Source organism: Kitasatospora setae KM-6054 (genome assembly GCF_000269985.1).
GTDB lineage: Bacteria > Actinomycetota > Actinomycetes > Streptomycetales > Streptomycetaceae > Kitasatospora > Kitasatospora setae.
This window is the reverse complement of the sequence record NC_016109.1, coordinates 49053-66827: the sequence shown is the minus strand read 5'-3', so window position 1 is coordinate 66827 and position 17775 is coordinate 49053. Positions and strand designations below refer to the sequence as shown.

At 75.5% G+C, this 17775-nt stretch carries 17 protein-coding genes and 2 pseudogenes; 5 read left to right on the top strand and 14 right to left on the bottom strand.

The genetic code is table 11. The features are described 5' to 3' along the window. Positions 1-40: 40 nt before the first annotated feature. Positions 41-787, top strand: a pseudogene (locus KSE_RS39515) (NF041680 family putative transposase); the annotation flags it as partial. On the opposite strand, the gene KSE_RS37970 reads toward KSE_RS39515, so the two are convergent. The 4 genes from KSE_RS37970 to KSE_RS00255 all read right to left on the bottom strand — a co-directional run bounded on the left by KSE_RS37970 (position 759) and on the right by KSE_RS00255 (position 3961). Further along, a complete protein-coding gene (locus tag KSE_RS37970) occupies positions 759-950 on the bottom strand; it encodes a hypothetical protein (protein ID WP_014133229.1) in 192 nt (63 codons plus the stop codon). The pseudogene KSE_RS39515 and the gene KSE_RS37970 sit on opposite strands and share 29 nt — an antisense overlap. A 53-nt stretch (positions 951-1003) precedes the next feature. Further along, a complete protein-coding gene (locus KSE_RS41865; RefSeq protein WP_051055071.1) occupies positions 1004-1579 on the bottom strand; it encodes a hypothetical protein in 576 nt (191 codons plus the stop codon). 157 nt (positions 1580-1736) lie between these two features. Continuing rightward, complete coding sequence (locus KSE_RS00260; RefSeq protein ID WP_014133227.1) at positions 1737-3224, bottom strand: hypothetical protein; 1488 nt, start codon at positions 3222-3224, stop codon at positions 1737-1739. Between the two features lie 221 nt (positions 3225-3445). Continuing rightward, positions 3446-3961 carry a hypothetical protein gene (locus KSE_RS00255; RefSeq protein ID WP_148283038.1) on the bottom strand — a complete coding sequence of 172 codons (516 nt, stop codon included), beginning with the start codon at positions 3959-3961 and terminating at the stop codon, positions 3446-3448. 420 nt (positions 3962-4381) lie between these two features. Between KSE_RS00255 and KSE_RS00250 the strand changes: the two genes are divergently transcribed. Next, on the top strand, positions 4382-4801 hold the full coding sequence (locus tag KSE_RS00250; RefSeq protein WP_148283037.1) for a hypothetical protein: 420 nt from the start codon (positions 4382-4384) through the stop codon (positions 4799-4801). A gap of 820 nt (positions 4802-5621) precedes the next feature. Here the strand turns inward: KSE_RS00250 and KSE_RS41860 are convergent. Beyond that, the gene (locus tag KSE_RS41860) at positions 5622-6218 is read right to left on the bottom strand and encodes a hypothetical protein (protein ID WP_148283036.1); all 597 of its coding nucleotides are present in this window, start codon (positions 6216-6218) and stop codon (positions 5622-5624) included. A gap of 298 nt (positions 6219-6516) precedes the next feature. Between KSE_RS41860 and KSE_RS00235 the strand changes: the two genes are divergently transcribed. Next, a complete protein-coding gene (locus KSE_RS00235) occupies positions 6517-7563 on the top strand; it encodes a hypothetical protein (protein WP_014133222.1) in 1047 nt (348 codons plus the stop codon). Positions 7564-7586: 23 nt separating this feature from the next. Here KSE_RS00235 and KSE_RS43740 read toward each other — a convergent pair whose 3' ends face one another. Continuing rightward, entirely contained in the window at positions 7587-8108 is a 522-nt protein-coding gene (locus KSE_RS43740; protein WP_033258915.1) for a VOC family protein, read from the bottom strand. A gap of 91 nt (positions 8109-8199) precedes the next feature. Here KSE_RS43740 and KSE_RS46285 point away from each other — a divergent pair. Next, positions 8200-8772, top strand: a pseudogene (locus KSE_RS46285) (choice-of-anchor D domain-containing protein); the annotation flags it as partial. A gap of 29 nt (positions 8773-8801) precedes the next feature. Here KSE_RS46285 and KSE_RS41855 read toward each other — a convergent pair. The 8 genes from KSE_RS41855 to kdpF all read right to left on the bottom strand — a co-directional run bounded on the left by KSE_RS41855 (position 8802) and on the right by kdpF (position 16750). Then, positions 8802-10907, bottom strand: a complete 2106-nt coding sequence (locus tag KSE_RS41855) for a DUF7927 domain-containing protein (RefSeq protein WP_033258914.1) — start codon at positions 10905-10907, stop codon at positions 8802-8804. 741 nt (positions 10908-11648) lie between these two features. Next, a complete protein-coding gene (locus KSE_RS00220) occupies positions 11649-12194 on the bottom strand; it encodes a hypothetical protein (protein WP_014133219.1) in 546 nt (181 codons plus the stop codon). Between the two features lie 67 nt (positions 12195-12261). Then, positions 12262-13083, bottom strand: coding sequence for a glycosyltransferase (locus KSE_RS00215; protein WP_051055069.1), 822 nt, complete (start codon positions 13081-13083; stop codon positions 12262-12264). Between the two features lie 56 nt (positions 13084-13139). Then, the gene (locus tag KSE_RS43960; protein ID WP_014133217.1) at positions 13140-13493 is read right to left on the bottom strand and encodes a molecular chaperone; all 354 of its coding nucleotides are present in this window, start codon (positions 13491-13493) and stop codon (positions 13140-13142) included. Positions 13494-13803: 310 nt separating this feature from the next. After that, positions 13804-14622, bottom strand: coding sequence for a hypothetical protein (locus KSE_RS46155; RefSeq protein WP_014133216.1), 819 nt, complete (start codon positions 14620-14622; stop codon positions 13804-13806). Continuing rightward, a complete protein-coding gene (locus KSE_RS46150; RefSeq protein WP_014133215.1) occupies positions 14580-15545 on the bottom strand; it encodes an APC family permease in 966 nt (321 codons plus the stop codon). Before KSE_RS46150 ends, KSE_RS46155 begins: the two co-directional genes overlap by 43 nt. A gap of 189 nt (positions 15546-15734) precedes the next feature. Beyond that, a complete protein-coding gene (locus KSE_RS00200) occupies positions 15735-16448 on the bottom strand; it encodes a bestrophin-like domain (protein ID WP_014133214.1) in 714 nt (237 codons plus the stop codon). Between the two features lie 212 nt (positions 16449-16660). Then, positions 16661-16750 (bottom strand): K(+)-transporting ATPase subunit F, encoded by a 90-nt coding sequence (kdpF, locus tag KSE_RS39260; protein WP_014133213.1) that lies wholly within the window; start codon positions 16748-16750, stop codon positions 16661-16663. Positions 16751-17149: 399 nt separating this feature from the next. Between kdpF and KSE_RS00190 the strand changes: the two genes are divergently transcribed. Further along, positions 17150-17731: a hypothetical protein gene (locus KSE_RS00190; RefSeq protein ID WP_014133212.1), complete on the top strand. Its 582-nt coding sequence runs from the start codon at positions 17150-17152 to the stop codon at positions 17729-17731. Positions 17732-17775: the final 44 nt, after the last annotated feature.

Here is a 17775-nt window from a genome sequence, read left to right as displayed (position 1 = left end):
GAGTCGCCGATCGAGTCGCTGCGGATCAACGCCCGCCCCCGGCCCCGACCGCCGCGGGCCGAAGGGCGGGCGACCCCGTCGACACGGCGGAGTCCTCACCTTCGCCAGACCCGACACCTGGCACACCCCCGACACCGCCACGGCCACCGACACCGCCCGCTACGGCACCGCCCAGGCGACGGCCTGGGACCGGACGCACCCCCGGCTCACCCACCGCGGCCCCTGGCTGGACCACGCCGAGGAGGAACCACCCATCCCGCACGGCACGTTGATCCGGCTCGAGGTCGAGTGTCTGCCGGGCGACCGGGACTTGAAACCGGTCCGGCTGTGGTGCTCGGCCACCACGGCCACCGGCACGGACGTGGACCTGTGGTGGCAGTCCTTCCTCCGCCGTTTCGACCTGGAGCACACCTTCCGGCTGATGAAGCAGACCCTCGGCTGGACCGCCCCGAAGATCCGCCACGCCGACACCGCCGATCTGTGGACCTGGCTGATCATCGCCGCCCACACCCAGATCCGCCTCGCCCGGCCCCTGGCCGAAGACGTACGCCGGCCCTGGGAGCGACCGGCGACCGAACCCCGCCGTCTCACCCCCGCCCGCGTCCGCCGGGGGTTTCGCAACATCCGCGCGACAGCGGCCCGTCCGGCAGCCGCACCGAAACCGTCCCGGCCAGGCCCGGGACGGCCACCCGGCTCGAAGAACAAACAACGGGCCCCACGCCACAACGTCGGCAAGACGGCCAAACGAGCCGACTCGATCAAGGAACATCAAAGCCGACGAGGATAAACGCCGAGCTCAGGGACCGGAGGGCCAGCGCGGACGCGGTGGCGTCACCGGCCCCCCGGGCCAGCGAGAGGCTGATCAGCGAGAACCGCTGCGCGGCCCGGTGCTGGTCGTCGTCGAAGTTGATGAACGCGTACAGGTAGGTCAGCCGGGCGGCGACGGCCATCACCCGGGCCCGCGCGGCCGGTGGGCTCTGAGCCCTGAGCAGCGGGGCGACGGTCAGCGACAGGTACCCCCCCCGAGCGCGTGGCGGACCTGCCCGCCGCCGCTCGACAGGTCCAGGGCCGACAGCGCGGACAGCAGGGCCTCCGCGTGCTCGACCCGCCTCCTCACCTGGCCCACCGGGCGGCCCCCGTCCTCCCGGAACCCGAACCGGGGGACCGACAGCGGATCGGCCGACACGTCGAACCATGCCTGACCCGCGGAGGGGGAGCGCGCCGTCCGGAGCGGACCGGAGGTCAGCGCGGCCAGCTCCGCGACGGCCGCCCGGGCGTACTCCTCCCGCCCCCCCGGCGGCGCGGGGCCGTCCGGTGCGGCCAGGCCGGCCTGGGCGAGCGTGACGAGCCTCCCGAGCCGCAGCGACAGCACCGCGCAGACCAGGCCGGCCACCTGCGGCCGAGGCATCGTTCCCGCCAGCCACTGGGAGACCGAGCCCCGCTGGTAGTACAGGGCCAGGCCCGCTCGGGCCCCGGCCTCGTTGAGCGCGAGCGCGAACTCCGCCCCGCTCCAGGACGCCTCGCGCAGCAGGGCCCGCAACCGCTGGTTGGCCACTCGCCCGGCCGGCACGCCGCTCATGCCGGGATCGACCAGGGGCCCGGTACGTGCCACTGCCGTCGGCTTGCCCCGTACGTCACGCGCATGCGCGACTCCCGTCCTTCGAAAGGGAGTTCAGGACCACCGGTCTCCATTGGCGGCCCTCTCCGGGGGAAGCGCAAGGACGCCCGGCGGTCGGTCAGCCGATGTCCCGCAGTTCGGCGCCGGGGAGGTCGGGGACGAGGCCGTAGCCGAACGGGATCTTGGCGAGGTAGGTGCTCCTGGCCTTGCGGTCCTCCAGCTTGAGGACGCTGCGGTACTTGCCGGAGTCCTCCGGGACGCAGGGGCCGTCGGCAAGGTCGCAGAACCACTTGTCCTTGGGGTTCTCGCTGCCGGGGGCCGGGTCCTTGATGTTGCCGTTGAAGATGTTGTAGGGGATGTCCAGGGTGACGAGGGCGGGCTTGTCGGCGGAGATCGTGACCTGCTCGGAGGCGGCGAGGTCGCAGTGCAGGGTGTCGCCGGTGATGTTCGGGGTGGGTTCGACGTAGCAGCGCTTGTGGACGATCTTCCCGTCCTGCGCGATCCGCAGCGTGCCCTGGAGGTCCTCGCTGGTGCTGGTGTAGACCTGGGTCAGGCCGAGCAGGTCGATCCCGGTCAGCACGTAGGTGACCGGGTCGGTGTTGCGCTCGGCACCCTTCGTCCAGCGGGAGTTGAGCATCAGCTTCGGGTGCGCCCAGAAGTAGTCGGCGCCGGAGTCCTTGAAGTTGGTCATCTGCAGGGCGTACGCCACGTCCTTGCCCGCGTCCGGGCCGGTCCGGCGCCTGCCCAGGTGGGTCTCCCAGGTGAAGTCCGCGCCCTTCTCGACCAGGTCGCGCGGGTCGCCCGGCGGGTCCAGCCGCCAGTCGCGGTCCTTGGCGCAGAGCCAGCCCCACATCTTCTTGGCCACCGTGTACACCACCAGGCCCACGGCGATCACCACGCCGGCCGGGGCGCAGACGGTCGCGACCATGGCGCCGGCGACCGAGATCAGCGCGGTGACGCCCGACTCGACGTCGCGGTCGTTGACGGCGTTGGCGATCGACCAGGCGTCCCCGAGCACCGGCAGCGCGCCGGCCACCGCGGACATCACCGCGGCCGCGCCCTGCTGCGACAGCACGTCGTGACCGGTGTTCAGCTCGCCGACCTTCTCGGCGAAGTCGCCGATCGCGTCGATCACCTTCCGTCCGCCCGCCTTCGTGCCGGAGGGGGACGGCAGGGTCGTCTCCGCCAGTCGCCGGACGTTCGGGTCGCTGCTGCTGAGCGCGATGTCGGCGGCGATCCGCGACAGGTCCCGCGGGGTGTTCCGGATGCCGGAGCCGGCCCGGTGGACGCCCCGGACGAGGTCCGGCTTCGAGGTGACGTTGTCGCCCAGCTCCTTGGTCAGCCGTTCGATCCCGGGAAGCACGGAGTCGACGTCCTTCCCGCTCATCTCGCAGGACGGCCCGCCGGCGAGCATGCAGTGCTCCTCCAGCGCCTCCTGCCAGACGTCCTCGCCGAGGTTCTCCCAGAGGGCGAGCTGCTCCGCGCCGAGGTTGCCGGCGGCCGCGCGGGCGGGCGGGCGGTGGGCCGCGGCGCTGCTGGGGGCGGCCTGGGCGGTGACGGCGAGGGCGACCGCCGCGCAGGCGGCGGTGAGGAGTCGTTTGGTCACGGACGGCAACGTACCCGGAGGTGGCCGGTCATCCTTAGCGCGCCGCTGCGGACGCCGGTGCCGGGCGGTGGGCCGGGTCGGGCGCGGGCGGTGCCGTACCGGGCCGGGGCGTCCCCGGAGCGGACGGGGGCCGGGTGGAGGGGAGGTGTTCCGTCGGGTGGTTCCGGTGACGGAACCCGGGCGCGAGGCGGTTCGCGGACCAGCCGTCGGACGGGTCCGGCTCAGTCGTCGAAGGCGCGGGTCTGGCCGGGGTGCTTCAGGCGTCGGCGGATGAAGACCAGGGCGCTGTCCTTCGTCACGAAGAGGTCGACCTTCCGGTCGGTCGTCGACCACAGGCCGGTGCCGAGGTCCAGGACGGCCCAGGGGGCGCGGCCGTGGCGGTCCGGTGGCAGTTGTACCGGCTCGTGTCGCGCGGCCGGGCCGGGATGCGGGGTGAGCGTCAGGAGGTCGAGTACCGCGCGGACGTGGCGCACCAGGTGGGCGAGCTGTTCCCCGGTCAGGCCGTCGAGGTGGTGGACCGGTGCGCGCGGGGCGAGGAGGGCGAGGAGGGCGAGGAGGGCGGCCGCCTCCGCGCGGAGCGCGGGCGCCTGCTCGGTGCTCCTGCGCTCCCGCAGCGCGGCTTGGCGGCACGCCTGCGAGCAGTACAGGCTCGGCCGTCCGGTGGCGGCCCGGGACAGGGGGCGGGTGCACTTCACGGCGGCGCACTGGGGCGTGGCATTCGCGCTCTGTTTCGTCACATTCAAACTGTGACGCAACGTTCCAGGGTTGGCAACAGAGCGTGAGGCCGCCGGTGCGCCCGGCCGGTCGCCGGGCCCCAGGACGGTTCGGGTCGAGGAAGGCGCCGGATTGCCGGGTGGTCCGGTCGGCGGAGGCACGCGGCGCACGGTGCGCGCCGTTCCGCGTATCGCGCGCCGGTCCGTACGCCGTGCGCCGCGCTCGGGGGAGGCGGCGCCAGGTGGCTCGCGGTCGGCTGCGGTGCCGGCCGGAGGAGGCCGTCGCCCCATGGGGTCAATGGCCGTCCGTGTGCGTTCTTTCGGTGCTCCGGCGGTTCGGGGGATCGGTCCGGTCCGCCGGAGTACCCGCCCCCGGCGCTCGGCCGGTCCGACGTCGGAGGCCGGATTCTTGCATGCCGCCCCGGGTTGCATCACAGTGATGGCGTGACGAAAGGCGAGGAAGGCGCGGACGCGGGCGCGGTGTGCGCCGGTCCCGGTTGCCGGGAACCCCTGATCCGGGCCGCCACCGGCCGACCCGCCGTGTACTGCGGGCAGGCGTGCCGGCAGGCGGCGCTCCGCCGCCGGAGGCTGCGGGAGGCCGCGCCCGCGCTCCGCGCCGAAGCGCGTGACCTGCTGGGAGCGCTCGGCGCGGCCTCGGGGGTCCCGGAGAGCACCTACGAGGAGCACCTGGGGCGCCTCGGCGCCGAGGACCTCGACGACCTCATCCGCCACGCCCGCGCGGCCCGCGCGGGTCTGGACGGTGTGCGGGGCATCCTCGGCCGGGGCCGACCGCCGGCCCGGCCGGCTCCCGCCGCCTCCTGGTCCGGACTCTTCAAGGAACCCCCCGCCACCCGGAACGCCTGACCGGCCCGGGCCGGTCAGGCGTTCCGGGTGGCTCAGCGGTGCCGGGCGCCCCGGCGGCGGGACAGCCCGATGCCCGCGGCGCCTGCGGCCACCAGCACGAACGCGACGGCCGCCCGGGCCCGCAAGCCGTGGCCTCCCCCCGCCCCGGTCTCGGCGAGGCGGTCCCCACCGGGGGCACCCGACCGCCCCGGGACCGGGGTCGTGACCGGCGCGACGGTGACCGCCGGTGCCGTCGAGGACCCGCCGGTGGCGGACGGCGGTAGCGGATCGTCCGAAGCCGGCGGCGGGGAGGCCGCGCGGGACGGCCGTGCGCCACTCGGGCCGGGGGAAGCGGACGGTGGCGGAGGCGACAGGGCGACCGACGTCGGCGTGGGCGTCGGCGACGGGGCGGGGACGGTGGGCGGGGCCGAGGCGCCGGGGGAGGGTGACGGGGACGGGGCCGCCGACGCGCCGACGGTTGGGACGGCCGAGGCGCTGCCCGACGGCTCCGGGCCGGAGGTGGGCGTCGGGCTCGCGGACGGTGCGGCACTCGGCGTCGGGGTGGGAACCGTGGACGCCGCGGTGCTGGGCGACGGTGTCGACGACCGCTCGGGCATCGGGGTGGGCGTGGGGGACGGCGTGGGGGACGGAGACGGGGACGGGGACGCGGCCCGGCAGTCCACCTGCACCTCGCCCAGGCGGAGCGCGATGATCGGGCCCTGGTGCACCCGGTTCCCGTCGGTGTCGTCGAGCGTTCCGGAGACTTCGATGTCGAGCCAGGCGGAGGCCGTGTACTGCCGGGACTGCGTGGCCGGTTCCTGGTGCGGGGAGACGGTCACCGTCAGGGTGCCGGCGCCGATGCCGGGGACGCCGAGGTCCGCGCCGGTGACGGCGAGCCGGGTGGTCCCGGCGGAGAGCCGCCGGCCCAGGACGGTGATCCGCGCGGAGTCCGTGCGGTGGTAGGCGAGCGCCCACGGTCCGATCGGTGCGGGGACGCGCTCGACGCGTACGCGTCGAGCGAGCCGACCGCTCCGGCCTCCACCCGGACGAGCGAGCGGGAGTTGAACCGGACCTCCAGGCCGGTGAGCTGGGCCTGCGCGGAGTCCCGGCTCGCGGACACGGACGTGCGGGCCGTCCCCGAGCCGACCGCCACGTGTGCGAGCACGCCGTCCGGGTCGGAGAAGTCGCCCTGGTCGTCCGCGCCGTGACCGGGGCCGGACGCGGTCCCGTACGTGCCGCTGAACGCGGCCAGCCCGATCGCGGGAACGGCCGAGCTGTTCAGCCGGATCAGCCTGGCACTGGCCTGCGCCCCCGGGACGGCGGAGGTCGCCTTCGCCCGGGTCGGCAGCGGGACGAGCAGCGCGGCGGCCGCCGCCGCCAGCGCGGCAGCGCGCGCCACGGCGGACGGCGAAAAGCCGGGGGAGGTTTCGGTACGCACGGAGCGAGCCTTACCGGCCGCCCGGCGGAGTTCCGGGCGGCGCGCCACGCGCCCCGCCGAGCGGGGGCGGACCGCTCCGGCACCGTCCGTCCGCCCGCGCCCGGCGCCAGCGGTGGGCCGATCTTGCGTCGACGGCCGCGCGTGACGAAACGGGTCGGCTCCGCCGTGCCGTCGGGGCCCGCGTCGGGCCCGCATCACCCGTTCGCATGAGAGGCGCGACGCGCACGCGTCCGACCGCGCGGGGGACCCCGAAACTCGGGCACACACCCGGCCGCTACGCCTCCCAGGAGGACCACCGATGCACAGGACACGGCTGACGGAGTTCTTCCCGCTGCACCACCAGGTCGGCCCGGAGCCGACGGTGCCGCGCGGATTCGTCCACCCGGAGCGCGGCCGCGTCGCGTGTCCGGCCGCCCCGCTCGTCGAGGCGCACCTGCGCGCGGAGGGACTCCTGACCGGAGCGGGCGGCCCCGCGCCGGAGCTCCTGCCCGTTCCCGCCCAACGGGTCCGCGACGGCGGCGTCCTGGCGTGCACCACCTACATCGACCTCGACGGCTCGGTGACCGGGATCGCGGTCACCGCCCCGCGGGCGCTGGAGACCGCCGCCCGCGACGCCGTCCAGCGCTGGGCCGCCGTGCTGCGGACCCGGCGCATCGTCATCGCCCTCGGCGAGCCCTGCCGGCAGGCGGCGCGGTCCGCTCCCGGGCACGCCGGCTGCCCGAAGGCGGCCGCGACCCGGGAGCTGGTGCGGCAGTACCGGGAGCGGGGCGACACGGTCCTCGTGCTGGGAGCGGCGGGCGAGTGCGACAGCGCCTCCGCGCACGCGCTCCCCGACGTCGCGGCCGCCCTCCGCTTCGAGCCCGACGACGACACGAGGCTCTCCTTCGTCCTCGCCCCCTGCTCGCCGGTCGAGGCCGCGATGCCCGTGCTGCGGGTCCTGCGCGCCCGGTTCCCCGCGCTGCGCGGCCAGCACCCCGACCAGTGGTGCTACGCGGCCTCGGACGCCCGCCTCGGCGCCCGGATGGTGACGGAGACCAGCGACCTGGTGCTCGACCTCGGAGCCTCCGCCGCCCCGACCGACGGTGCGGACGCGCCCAGCCGCCGTACGGTCCGGCGCGTCCGCACCCTCGCCGACCTCCGCCCCGAGGAACTCGCCGCCGCCGCCACGGTCGGCGTCCTGCCGCAGCTGTCGGGACGGGAGCGGCCCGACGACTCGCCCACCGTCACCGACGTGATCGAGGTCCTGTCGGGCCTCGGCCCGCTCAGCGTCGTCCACCACCGCGCCAGCACCGACGTCAGCACCAACGTCTACGAACGCTCGGCACTCGCGCACTCGGCCCGGTAGCCGGCGCGGTGGGCCGCGGACCGTCAGCCCGTCGGCGTCGCCGCGCTCCGCAGGGTGATGCGGGCCGCCAGGGGGCCAGGCGGTTCCACCAGGACCTCTTCCACCGTGAGCGGGCGGGTTCCGACGTCCGCTCGGGCCAGGCGGCGGCACGCGCCTTCGAGGTCGTCGACCTCGAAGGCCACCGCGTACAGGCCCCGTCCGCGCCGCCGCAGGTGCCGCGCCACCGGCCCCTCGCCGCCGTCGGGGGCCAGCAGGCGCAGGTACCGTCCGTCCGGCAGGATCCAGCGGGCGGTGTCGGCGCCCGGCAGGGCGTCGTGGCCGGGCTCCGGTGGACCGCCGAGCAGGACGCCGTGAGCGGGAACCGCATCCGCCAGGCTCTCGGCGGCGACGTCCACCCCGGCCGCGCCCCGGACGGCGTCCGGGGAGCCCCCGTCGAGCGCCCACCGAAGAGCCGCCGCCGGATAGGCCGGCCGTATCCGGTCGTACACCTCGGCCACCGCGCCGAAGGAGAGGGCGAACCCGTCCGTTCCCGTTCCGCCCCGCACGACGCCCCCTCGGACACTCCCGATCCTCCGGACCGCCTTACCGCAACGCGGTCGAGGGAACGCGAGCGAAGCATGTGCAGGAATAAGGAATATGGGCCCAAAATCCACCGGAATCCATTCGTGTGCGCCACCCGCTGGTGACCGGGGTCCGACGGCGGGACACCGTTCCGGCGCCGGCACACGCCCACCGGCGGGCCAATGGCCGAGCGCGGTGGAACGCGCTGCGGATAGTGGGGCGGCCCGTTCCACCGAAACCGACCTCCGGGAGCCCCCCGTGTCCGTGAAGCGACAGCGAATCCTCCGTGCCGCCTGCGCCGCGGCCGTCCCCCTCGCCGTCCTGTGCTGCGCCGCCCCCGCCTTCTCCGCCGGGGCCGACCGCCCGGCCCGGGCCGTCGCCCTGCCCCGGGCACAGGGCGACGTGGTGCTCACCGGAGGGGACTTCGGGACGGTGACGGTGGGGAGCAGCGCGACGGTCACCCTCACGCTGACCAACGGCGGTACGACCTCGATCGGGTTCGACGGGGTCCCGCTCACGGTGCCCGCCGGGGTGACGCGGACCGGCGGCACCTGCGACCTGGACGTGGCGCTGCTGGCGGGCGAGTCGTGCACCGTCGTGCTGACCTGGACGCCGGGCGCCGAGGGGCCGTACGCGGGGACGGTGTCGCTGACCGCGGACGAGGACCCGCTGCCGCCCTACCAGGTGTCGGCCCAGGTCACCGGCAACGCGGTCGCGTCCAGCCCGAGCCCGAGCCCGAGCCCGAGCGTCAGCGCCAGCCCGAGCGCCAGCCCCAGCCCCAGCGCGAGCCCCACCGGGTCCCCGACTCCGTCCGCCTCCCCGGCGTCCCCGTCCTCCTCGTCCCCGGGCCGGCCGGAGCCGTCGGTCGGCACCGGCGGGTCCGGGCAGGGGCCGGAGCTGGCCGCGACGGGTTCCGCCGGCGGGCGGGAGGCGGGGCTCGGTGCGGCGGCCGCCGTGCTCGTCCTGTCGGGCGGGGCGTTGGTGCGGTGGCGTCGGCGGTCCGGCGCCCGGCGGTAGCGAACGGGCCGGGGCGGGCCGGACGACGGCCCGCCCCGGCCGTCGTCCCCGGCCGCGCTACGGGGCGAACAGCCGGTGGAACCCGTCGGTTTGGAGTCGGCCGGGCCCACCACGGTGTTGGCCATGGTGCCGTTCCCGCTGCCGTACGGCTTGACGGTGGTCGAGTAGGTCACGGTCACGGTCTGGCCGACCGCCACGTTCCCGGTCCAGGTCAGGGTGGTGCCGCTGACCGCGGCCACGCCGGAACTCGCCGCGGCGTCGTTGCCGTAGTCGGCGTTCCCGAGGACCCCGGACAGGTCGTCGGTGAACTTCGCGCCGGTGTAGGCGGAGGTCCCGGCCGGGTTCGCGGCGGTGACGGTCCAGGTGATCCGGTCGCCCGGCTTGACGGGCTCGCGGGCGTCCGAGGTCTTGGTGAGCCTCAGCTGCGCGACGCCCTCGACCTTGACGGTGACCGAGGACGGGTTGGAGGCCACCGGCTTCTCCGAGGCGTCCAGCGCGGTGGCCGTCGCGGTGTTGGTGAACGTCCCGCCCCCGCCGAGGTCGGCGGCGGTCACGGTGTGCGTCCCGGTGCAGGTCACGGTGGCCCCGGGGGACCCGGCCGCGGAGAGGTCCGTCTCCGGGCAGTCCACCGGACCGGCGCCCGGGTCGTCCACCCGCAGCCCGTGCACCGGTTCGGTGCCGCTGTTGGTCACCACGAACTGGTACGGGACGCTCTGCCCGGTCTTGTAGCTGTCCGGCTGGGCCGTGCCGCGGTCGATCTGCTTGACCAGGTTCAGCTGGGCCAGCGGCACGACCGTGCCCACCGTCATCGAGCGGATCAGGTGCACGTCCGACAGCAGCCCGGTGCTGCTGGCGAAGCCGAACTTGTAGGTGGCCGGCGCCGGGGTGGTCATCGTGTGGGACAGCACCTGCCGGTAGCCCTTGCCGTCGTTGAAGTCGATCTCGACGGTGATCGTCGGCAGGGCGCCGGGGCCGACGGTGATCCTGGTCTTGCGCGCCGCCGACGCCAGGCTGCCGGCGCGCAGCTGGCCGGGCAGCGCGCCGGCGCTGCCCGCCGCGTTCAGGCTGCCGGCCAGGTAGCAGTAGCCGGACGAGCCGTCGCCCGGCCCGCGCAGCCCGACCGCGTTGCCGACCCGCGAGGTGTCGGAGCGCGCGGGACAGCCGGAGCCGAGCCCGTCCCCCGCCGTGTGGAAGTTGCCGAAGGCGTCGAAGCCGATGCCGACGTACCCGCCGGGCACGCCGTCGACCCCCTTGAGCGCCGCGTAGCCCAGCGCCGCCCCCACCGCGCCGGTGCGGGTCAACTGCTGCGCGCCGTCGGTCAGGAAGAAGCTGATGCCGTCCGCGCCGCTGCCCCCGTACTGGTACGAGGTGAACTCGGCCACCACGCCGGACGCGGCCGGCAGCGGACGGTTGTAGACGATCCCGCCCGACCGGTACGTCCGGTTGTCGGTCAGCTGGAGGTACCCCGGGCTGCCGCCCCGGCCCGGGGCGCCGTTCGAGGAGGAGCAGGGGCCCAGCGCCGACGACCCGGCGGGCGGCGCGCCACGGGCACCGGTCAGACAGGCATCGCCGAGCGGCACCAGCTTCGGGTCCGGGACGGCGCCGTCCTGGAAGCTCTCGCTGAACAGCAGGGTGCCCGTCCCGGCCGTCCGGGCCTGCGCGGGGGCGGGGCCGCGCTGCTGCGCCCCGGCCGCGGCCGCCGCCGGGCCGGTGCCGGACAGCAGCGGGCAGAGCAGCACGCACAGCGGAACCAGGCAGGCCCGCAACCGGTCCCGTGGACGCCCGGGGAGTCTCTCCTCCTCCGGAGGCCGATCGCCGTGCCCACCTTTTCCTGACGATGTGACAAATCCTGAGCCGAACGGGCGGTTCATGGTGACGCCTGCCGATGCCGTTCGTAGCGAAATGTCCTCCACTACTAGCAACCGGTGATCGGCGCACCAGTGAGCCGTGGAAGGCCCGTTCGCGAACCATCCGTACGGTGGCGCCGCCGACCGGCGGGGCTCCGGCCCGGGACCCGCGCCCCCGGGTCGGAGCCGGAGGACGCCCGGAGCCGGGCCCGGCGGGCCGGACGGGCCCGACGGCCTCCTCGCGGGCGCTCCCGGCGAGGGCCCCGGCCCGTCCCGGCGGCCGAAGGGTTTCGGTACATCCCGTTCGGAACGGAACCGCGGCCCGGCCGCGAGCCGTCGAGGATCCGGGGCGTGGAACGCCCGCGCCCCGTGACCGCGACGAGGCCGCCCGAGCGCGTCCCGGCCGCTCACCGTGGTGGGGACGACTCGGGAACGGAGCGGCGGGCACCGGGGGAGGAGGGGGCCCCGCGGCCGTGACCTCATGGACCCGCACCCGCCGACGCCCCGCTCCACCGGAGGCGTCCGGGGCACCTCGCCGCACCTCCTTCGCCGGCCCGGCGCCGCGCCGCCGGGCCCGACCACCGGATCGAGGAACCGCCGTGAACCGCCCCTCCCGTCTCCCGCCTCCCGCGCCCGCTGCCGACCGTCGCGGTCGCGGGCTCAGCCGATGGTGAGGGTGGCGGTGCTGTCGATGCGGGAGACCGTGCCCAGGCCGAGGGTGCAGGCCAGGACGTCGGTCGAGGGGGCGACGAGCTGGTAGACGACGGTGTCGCCGGTGAACAGGCCGGAGGTGACGGTGCCGGTGACCGTGGTGGTGAGCGCGGCGGCGGCGAGGTTGACCGTCCTGGTCCCGGTGACGACCGTGGTCGCGCCGTTGTTCCAGGTGAAGTTGATGACGGTGGGGGCCGAACTCAGCAGGGTGAGGCAGGAGTAGGAGGGGAGGGTCACTTGGTGGACGGTGACGGGCGCCGAGTCGATGGCGGGCACGCTCAGCGAGGTGCAGGTGCTCAGGTCCCGGGTGATCGTCACGACGGTGGCGGCGGGCGTCAGGCTGAGGGCCGGCCAGTAGGCGGAGGAGTCGCTGCTGGGCGTCGTGCACAGCACGTCCCCCACCGCGGCCCGGGCCGGTGCGTTCGCCGTGACCGTGATCGTGGCCGCCGCCAGCGCCAGTGCGGCGAGCAGGCCGGGGACGGGGTTTCGCCTCATCGGAGGCTCCTTTCGGGGGAGTGGGTGCTGTTTCTGCCCGTGCGGGCGGTCCGGCGCCGGCGGGTGGTCATCGTCCCGGCCGTCGTGGCCCGGGGTCCGCCCGGTCCTCCGGCGGGGTGGGGTTCGGGGCGCCGGGCTGCCGGGGGAGCCAGCTGAAGCCCGCCCGGGCGGGGGAGTCCAGGCGGGTGAGGATCGAGCGGCGCAGCGCGTCGAAGTCCGTCTCGTGGTGGTAAGAGGGTTCGGAGGTGGTCATGCCGGGGTGCTTGCGGTAGATCCCGCCGGGCTGGGCGATCATGACGCCGGGTGCGAGCGCGGCGCAGAACAAGACCATCGCGAGGGCTTCCAGGGCGGGGTAGGCGGGCCAGCCGCCGAGCGCCCGGACCAGGTCGGTGCGGGCGGTGAGGTGGGTTCCCACGAGGGGGAAGGCGCCGGCCTCGAACCGCTGGCGCAGGGCGGCCAGTTCGAGGGGCCCGTCGGGCGGGTCCCAGGGGCCGGGGCGCAGGGTGCCGTCGGGCAGCAGGTCGAGGCAGGCCGAGACGCACCAGGCGGCCCCGGTGCGGTGGAGGGCCGTGACGTCGCGGTGCAGGGCACCTGGGAGCAGCAGGTCGTCGGCGTCCAGCGCCCTGACCAGGGTGCCGCGGGCCCTCGCCAGGGCCATGGTCCGGGCGACGCCCGCGCCGCCGGCCCGGGCGGAGCCGGTGCGGATGCGGGGGTCGCGGGGCAGGACGTCCCACACGGACCCGTCCGGCCGGTCCGGCCCGTCCTGCTGGACCAGCCACTCCCACTCCCAGCCGGGTGGCAGGGCCTGCCGGCGCACGGAGGCCCAGGTTTCGGACAGGAAGGCGTGCTTGTCGGGGTGGACCGGGGTGATCACGCTGATGAGGGGCAAGGGAGTCCCTCCCGTCACTGGTGCGCTCCGGCCGCCGGGAGCGCGGGGGCCGGTGTTCAGCCGACGACGGCGAGGATCTCGTTCCCGCTCAGCTGCAGGTAGTCCTCGCCGTCGAGCCGGATCTCGGTACCGCTGTACTTCGCGAAGATCACCGTTTCGCCCGGTGCGATGTCCAGGCCGATGCCGACCGCGGAGACGCGGCCCGCGAGGAGGTCCACCCCGAGGACCTCGGTGGCGGCGATCTCGTGGGTCGACACCATCACGTAGCCGGCGGGCGCCGCGACCGCCGCCGGGGCGACCGGGCGGAGGACGGCGGCCGGGGCGGCCGAGGCCGCCGGGCCGGCGGTCCAGGTGAGGCCGCCCACCAGGAGGGCGGTCAGGCAGAGGCGTGCGAGGGAACGCGGGGTCACGGGCTTCTCCTTGATGGTGGGCCGGTCCGGCGGTCCGCCGGTGAGGGGCTGTCGCCCCGACGGGAGTCCGCGGTGTGCTGCCGGGAACGGGGGAATACCTTCCCCGCGCGTCCTCCAAACCGGCCCGGCCGAGCACGGCAGCGCGGACCCGGCGCCTCCGGCCCTCCGGGCCTCCGACCAGCGGATCTCGGCGGGGCCCGGCCCGTCGGCCGGGATTTCGCCATCCGTGCGATGTCACGAAAGGCGGCGCGGCCGGGGCGGCGGCGGTCGGCGGGGCAGCGGCGGCCGGCGGGGCCGGTTCCGGTGCCCGTCACGGGGTGGTGGTGCCGACGGGCGGTTCGGGGCGGGCGGCGCGCGGGCGGGCCGCGGTGTCGAGGTGGTAGGGGACGGTGGAGACGACGGCGTCGGTGCGGCGGCGCAGGAGCGCGGCGAGGACGGCGGGACGCCCGCCCTGGAGGAGGCGCTCGCGGTGGCGGCGGGTGAGTTTCCGGGGCACCAGGACGGTGACGTCACGGCCCTCCGCGGTGGCCCGCTGGACGTACCGGACGATCGGTTCGAGCAGCGCGTGGTGGGTGCCGGGGAGGGTTTCGAGGGGGACGCCCGGGTCCCATTCCCGCCACTGGCGGGCCAGGGCCGGGGCGGCCGTTCCGGGAACGTCCACCGTCACGGCGACGACGTCGCCGCCCAGGGTGAGCGCGCGGGCCAGCACGTGGGCGGTGACCGCGCTCAGCTCGCCGACCGGCACGACGACCAGGCCGCGTCCGGGCACCGGCCGGGGCGGGACGCGGCCGGCGCCGACGGCCCCGGCCGCCGCGCCGTAGTACCGCTCGACCCGGGCGAACAGCAGCATCAGCAGCGGGACGACCAGGACGACCGCCCAGGCGCCCCGGGTGAACTTGAGGACCAGCAGGACTGCGGTGGCCACCAGGGTGAGCGCGGCCCCGGTGCCGTTGAGCACGGCCAGGCGGCGCCAGCGGGCCGGGCGCGCCAGGTACCAGTACCGGACCATGCCGAGCTGGCTGACGCTGAAACCGATGAAGATGCCGAGGGCGAAGAGCGGGATCAGCCGCTCGGTGACCGCGCCGGTCACCACGAGCAGGAGCGCGGTGAGGACGGCCAGGCCCAGCACGCCGGCGCGGTGGACCGGCCGGGCCGAGCGGAGCGCGAAGAGGTGGGGAGCCGGTCGTCCCTGGCGAGCAGGGCGAGCAGGATCGGCAGCGAGCCGAAGCTGGTGTTCGCGGCGGCGGCCAGCAGCAGGGCGACGGTCAGGTTGGTGGCGTAGTAGGGCCAGCCGGTGCCCAGGGAGTGGGCCGTGAGCTGGGCGAGGACGGTGACGTCGGCCCGCGGGACGACGTGGTCGCGGGCCATCAGGTGGCCCAGGCCGACCAGCATCACCGCCAGCAGGACGCCGAGCAGCACCTGCGTGCGCCGGGCGGTGCGCACCCGGGGCGGGCGGAAGGCGGGGACGCCGTTGGCTATCGCCTCGACCCCGCTGACCGCGGTGCAGCCGGCGGCGAAGGCTTTGAGCACGAGCAGCACGCCCAGGCCCTGCGTGACGGCGACGGTGGGCGGGCCGCCGACCGCGCCGACCGGGTGCGGGCGGGCGGCGCCCAGGACGACGACGGCCAGCACCGCGAGGACGAAGAGCAGCGTCAACGGCGCCAACAGGCGTGCGCTGTCGGCGAGTCCGCGCAGGTTGACGGCCGTGAGGACGGCCAGCCCGGTCAGCGCCACCAGGGGCAGGTGGTCGTTGAGGACGGGGAAGGCGGAGGCGAGGCTGGCGGCGCCGGTGGCCAGGCTGACGGCGGCGGTGAGGACGTAGTCGACCACCAGGCCGGCTGCCGCGAGCAGCGCGGTGGTGCGGCCGAACTCCTGTTTGGCCACCGCGTACGAGCCGCCCCCGCCGGGATGCACGGCGATCACCTGCCGGTAGGAGAGCACCAGGGTGCCCAGCAGCAGCGCGACGGCGAGGTTCGGCGGCAGCATCGCGCCCATCGCGCCCGCGCCGGCCGCCGCCAGGACCACCGCCGCCGCCTCGGGCCCGTAGGCCACCGAGGTCAGCGCGTCCAGGGACAGGGCCGGGATCCCGCCGAGGGCGGTGAGGTGGTCCCGGTCCCCCTGGCGGCGGGAGCGCGGCCCCGTCCCGTGGCTGCGCGGCTGCGCGGCTGCGCGGCTGCGCGGCTGCGCGGCTGCGCGGCTGCGTGGTTGCGTCGCGCGGGTGTGGTGACGGAACCCGTGCGCTCACTTCCAGAACTGGGTGAGCGCGCCTTCCTTGAAGGGGCCGGAGGAGGCGCTCAGGTCTCCGGAGAAGGGGCGGTCGAGGACGAGGGTGAGCAGCGGGCTGAAGCCGATCAGCATGGCGACCGTGCCGACGAACAGCACCTGCATCCGTCGGCTGCGGACGCCGCACAGGAAGGTGAGAGGGATGATCACGAGGGCCCCTCCGTACACCAGCACCTGGAGGAGGAGCGGGAGTTCCTTGGTGGCCATGGCGATCCGGGCTCGCCTCTGGAGGACCATCTCGTCCAGCTGGCCGGTCGCCTGGCCGTAGTACGCCTTCTCGGTCTCGGTGCCGGGCTCATACGACTGGAGGGCGTCGTACAGGGCCTGCAGGTTGGCGCCGGTGGCCTCTCGGATCCGGTCCCGCTCGGCGGGCGGGAAGGCCCCCGCGTCGCGGACCAGGGTGGCGGCCGCGGTGGACTCCGAGGCCACGATGGTGTTGGTGGTGTCGAGTTGGGTCCAGAGCGTCACGATCACGAAGGCCAGGATGATCCCGTAGATCGCGCCGAACATGCCCAGGACGGTGCCGATCATGTCGTTGTGCTCGCCCTCGGCCAGCCCCGGGTAGCGGCGTCGGACCAGCAGGACGGCGAGAACGGAGAGGGCCACGATGACCCCGACCACGAGGACGGCCAGCGTGGGGGTGTCGAAGGTGTTGAGCAGCCGGATGTCCATGGCACTCCAGGAGGAGGGGCGACGGACGGACGAGCGCATCCCTTCCCGCGCCCATGAGGGCTTTCACCCCCTTCCCCTGGACGGCCCAGCCCCCGGCCCCGCCGGGAACCGGCCCGGAGCCGTCCCACCCCGCCACCGGGGGGCCTCGCGCACCGGACGTTTCGTCAGCGAATGCGCGTCACGCAACGACCCGTGCGGCCGGCCGCGCCGGGTCAGAAGCGGTCCGGGTACTTGATGGACAGGATGAGGTAGACGACCAGCAGGACGGCCACGATCAGGCCGACGATTGTCCTGACGCCCATGGGAGCCTCGTGTTCCTCGGTGCGGACGGCGGGTCCGGGCACGGTTCCCGCCCCGGGGGTCTACCCGTTCGGGCCGACCGCCAAGACGGCCCGCGGCCGGGCCCGCGCGTCGCGGCTCCGACGGGACCCCGGTGGGCCGCCGACGGCGTGGCGCGCCTCACCGCCTCGTACGCGCGCCGGGACCCGGGCGGCCCGTCCGCTCCGCCCGCCGGCTGATCCGCCGGCTGATCCACCCCGCCCCGCCCCGGCGACGGGGAGGGCGCCGCCGCCGATCCACCCGCACTCCTTTCGTCACTTTCCGCGATCGATGAAACGCGGAAAGTGGTGACGCGGGGCGTGTCGAGCAGTACTTTCTCGCCACGCCCCCCCACGACGGTCGTCGCCAGGAGAGAAGGACACGTGGATCCCCGCTCGCCCGTACCGCCGAGGCTCCGGGGCCGACGGCCCCGCCGCCCGCCGAACGCGCTCCCGCTGCTGCTCGCCCTGCTGCTCGCGGCGGCGGCGCTGGTCCTGCCCGCCCCGCCGGCCCGCGCCGCCGGGTCCCTGCTCGACTGCCCGGGCACCGCGACGAGCACCTACGCCCCGCCGCTCACCGCGGCGGGCGCCCCGACCACGATCACGCTCTCCGAGGTGCTGACGCCCTGCGCGGCGCCCGGCACCGCCGTCACCTCCGGGACGGCGTCCCTCGTGGTGCCGGTGCCGACGCCCTACCCCTGCGGCCAGCTGGCGGGCAGCGGCACGCTCACCCGGACCATCACCTGGAACACCGGCCAGACCTCCACCCTGACCGGCACGTACACGGCCACCTTCGTCGGCGCCACCATCGTGGGCAACGGCAGCGGGACCGTCGTCTCGGGCCTGTTCGCCGGACAGCCCTTCACCGACGTACGCGTCACCCCGTCCGAACAGGTCCTGCGCTGCGAGGCCGCACTCGCCACGGTCTCCGGCACCGTCGCCGTGACCGACCTCCTGATCGGCTGAACCCGGCACCGACAGCACGCCGAGACGCGCCGCCGGAGTCGAGG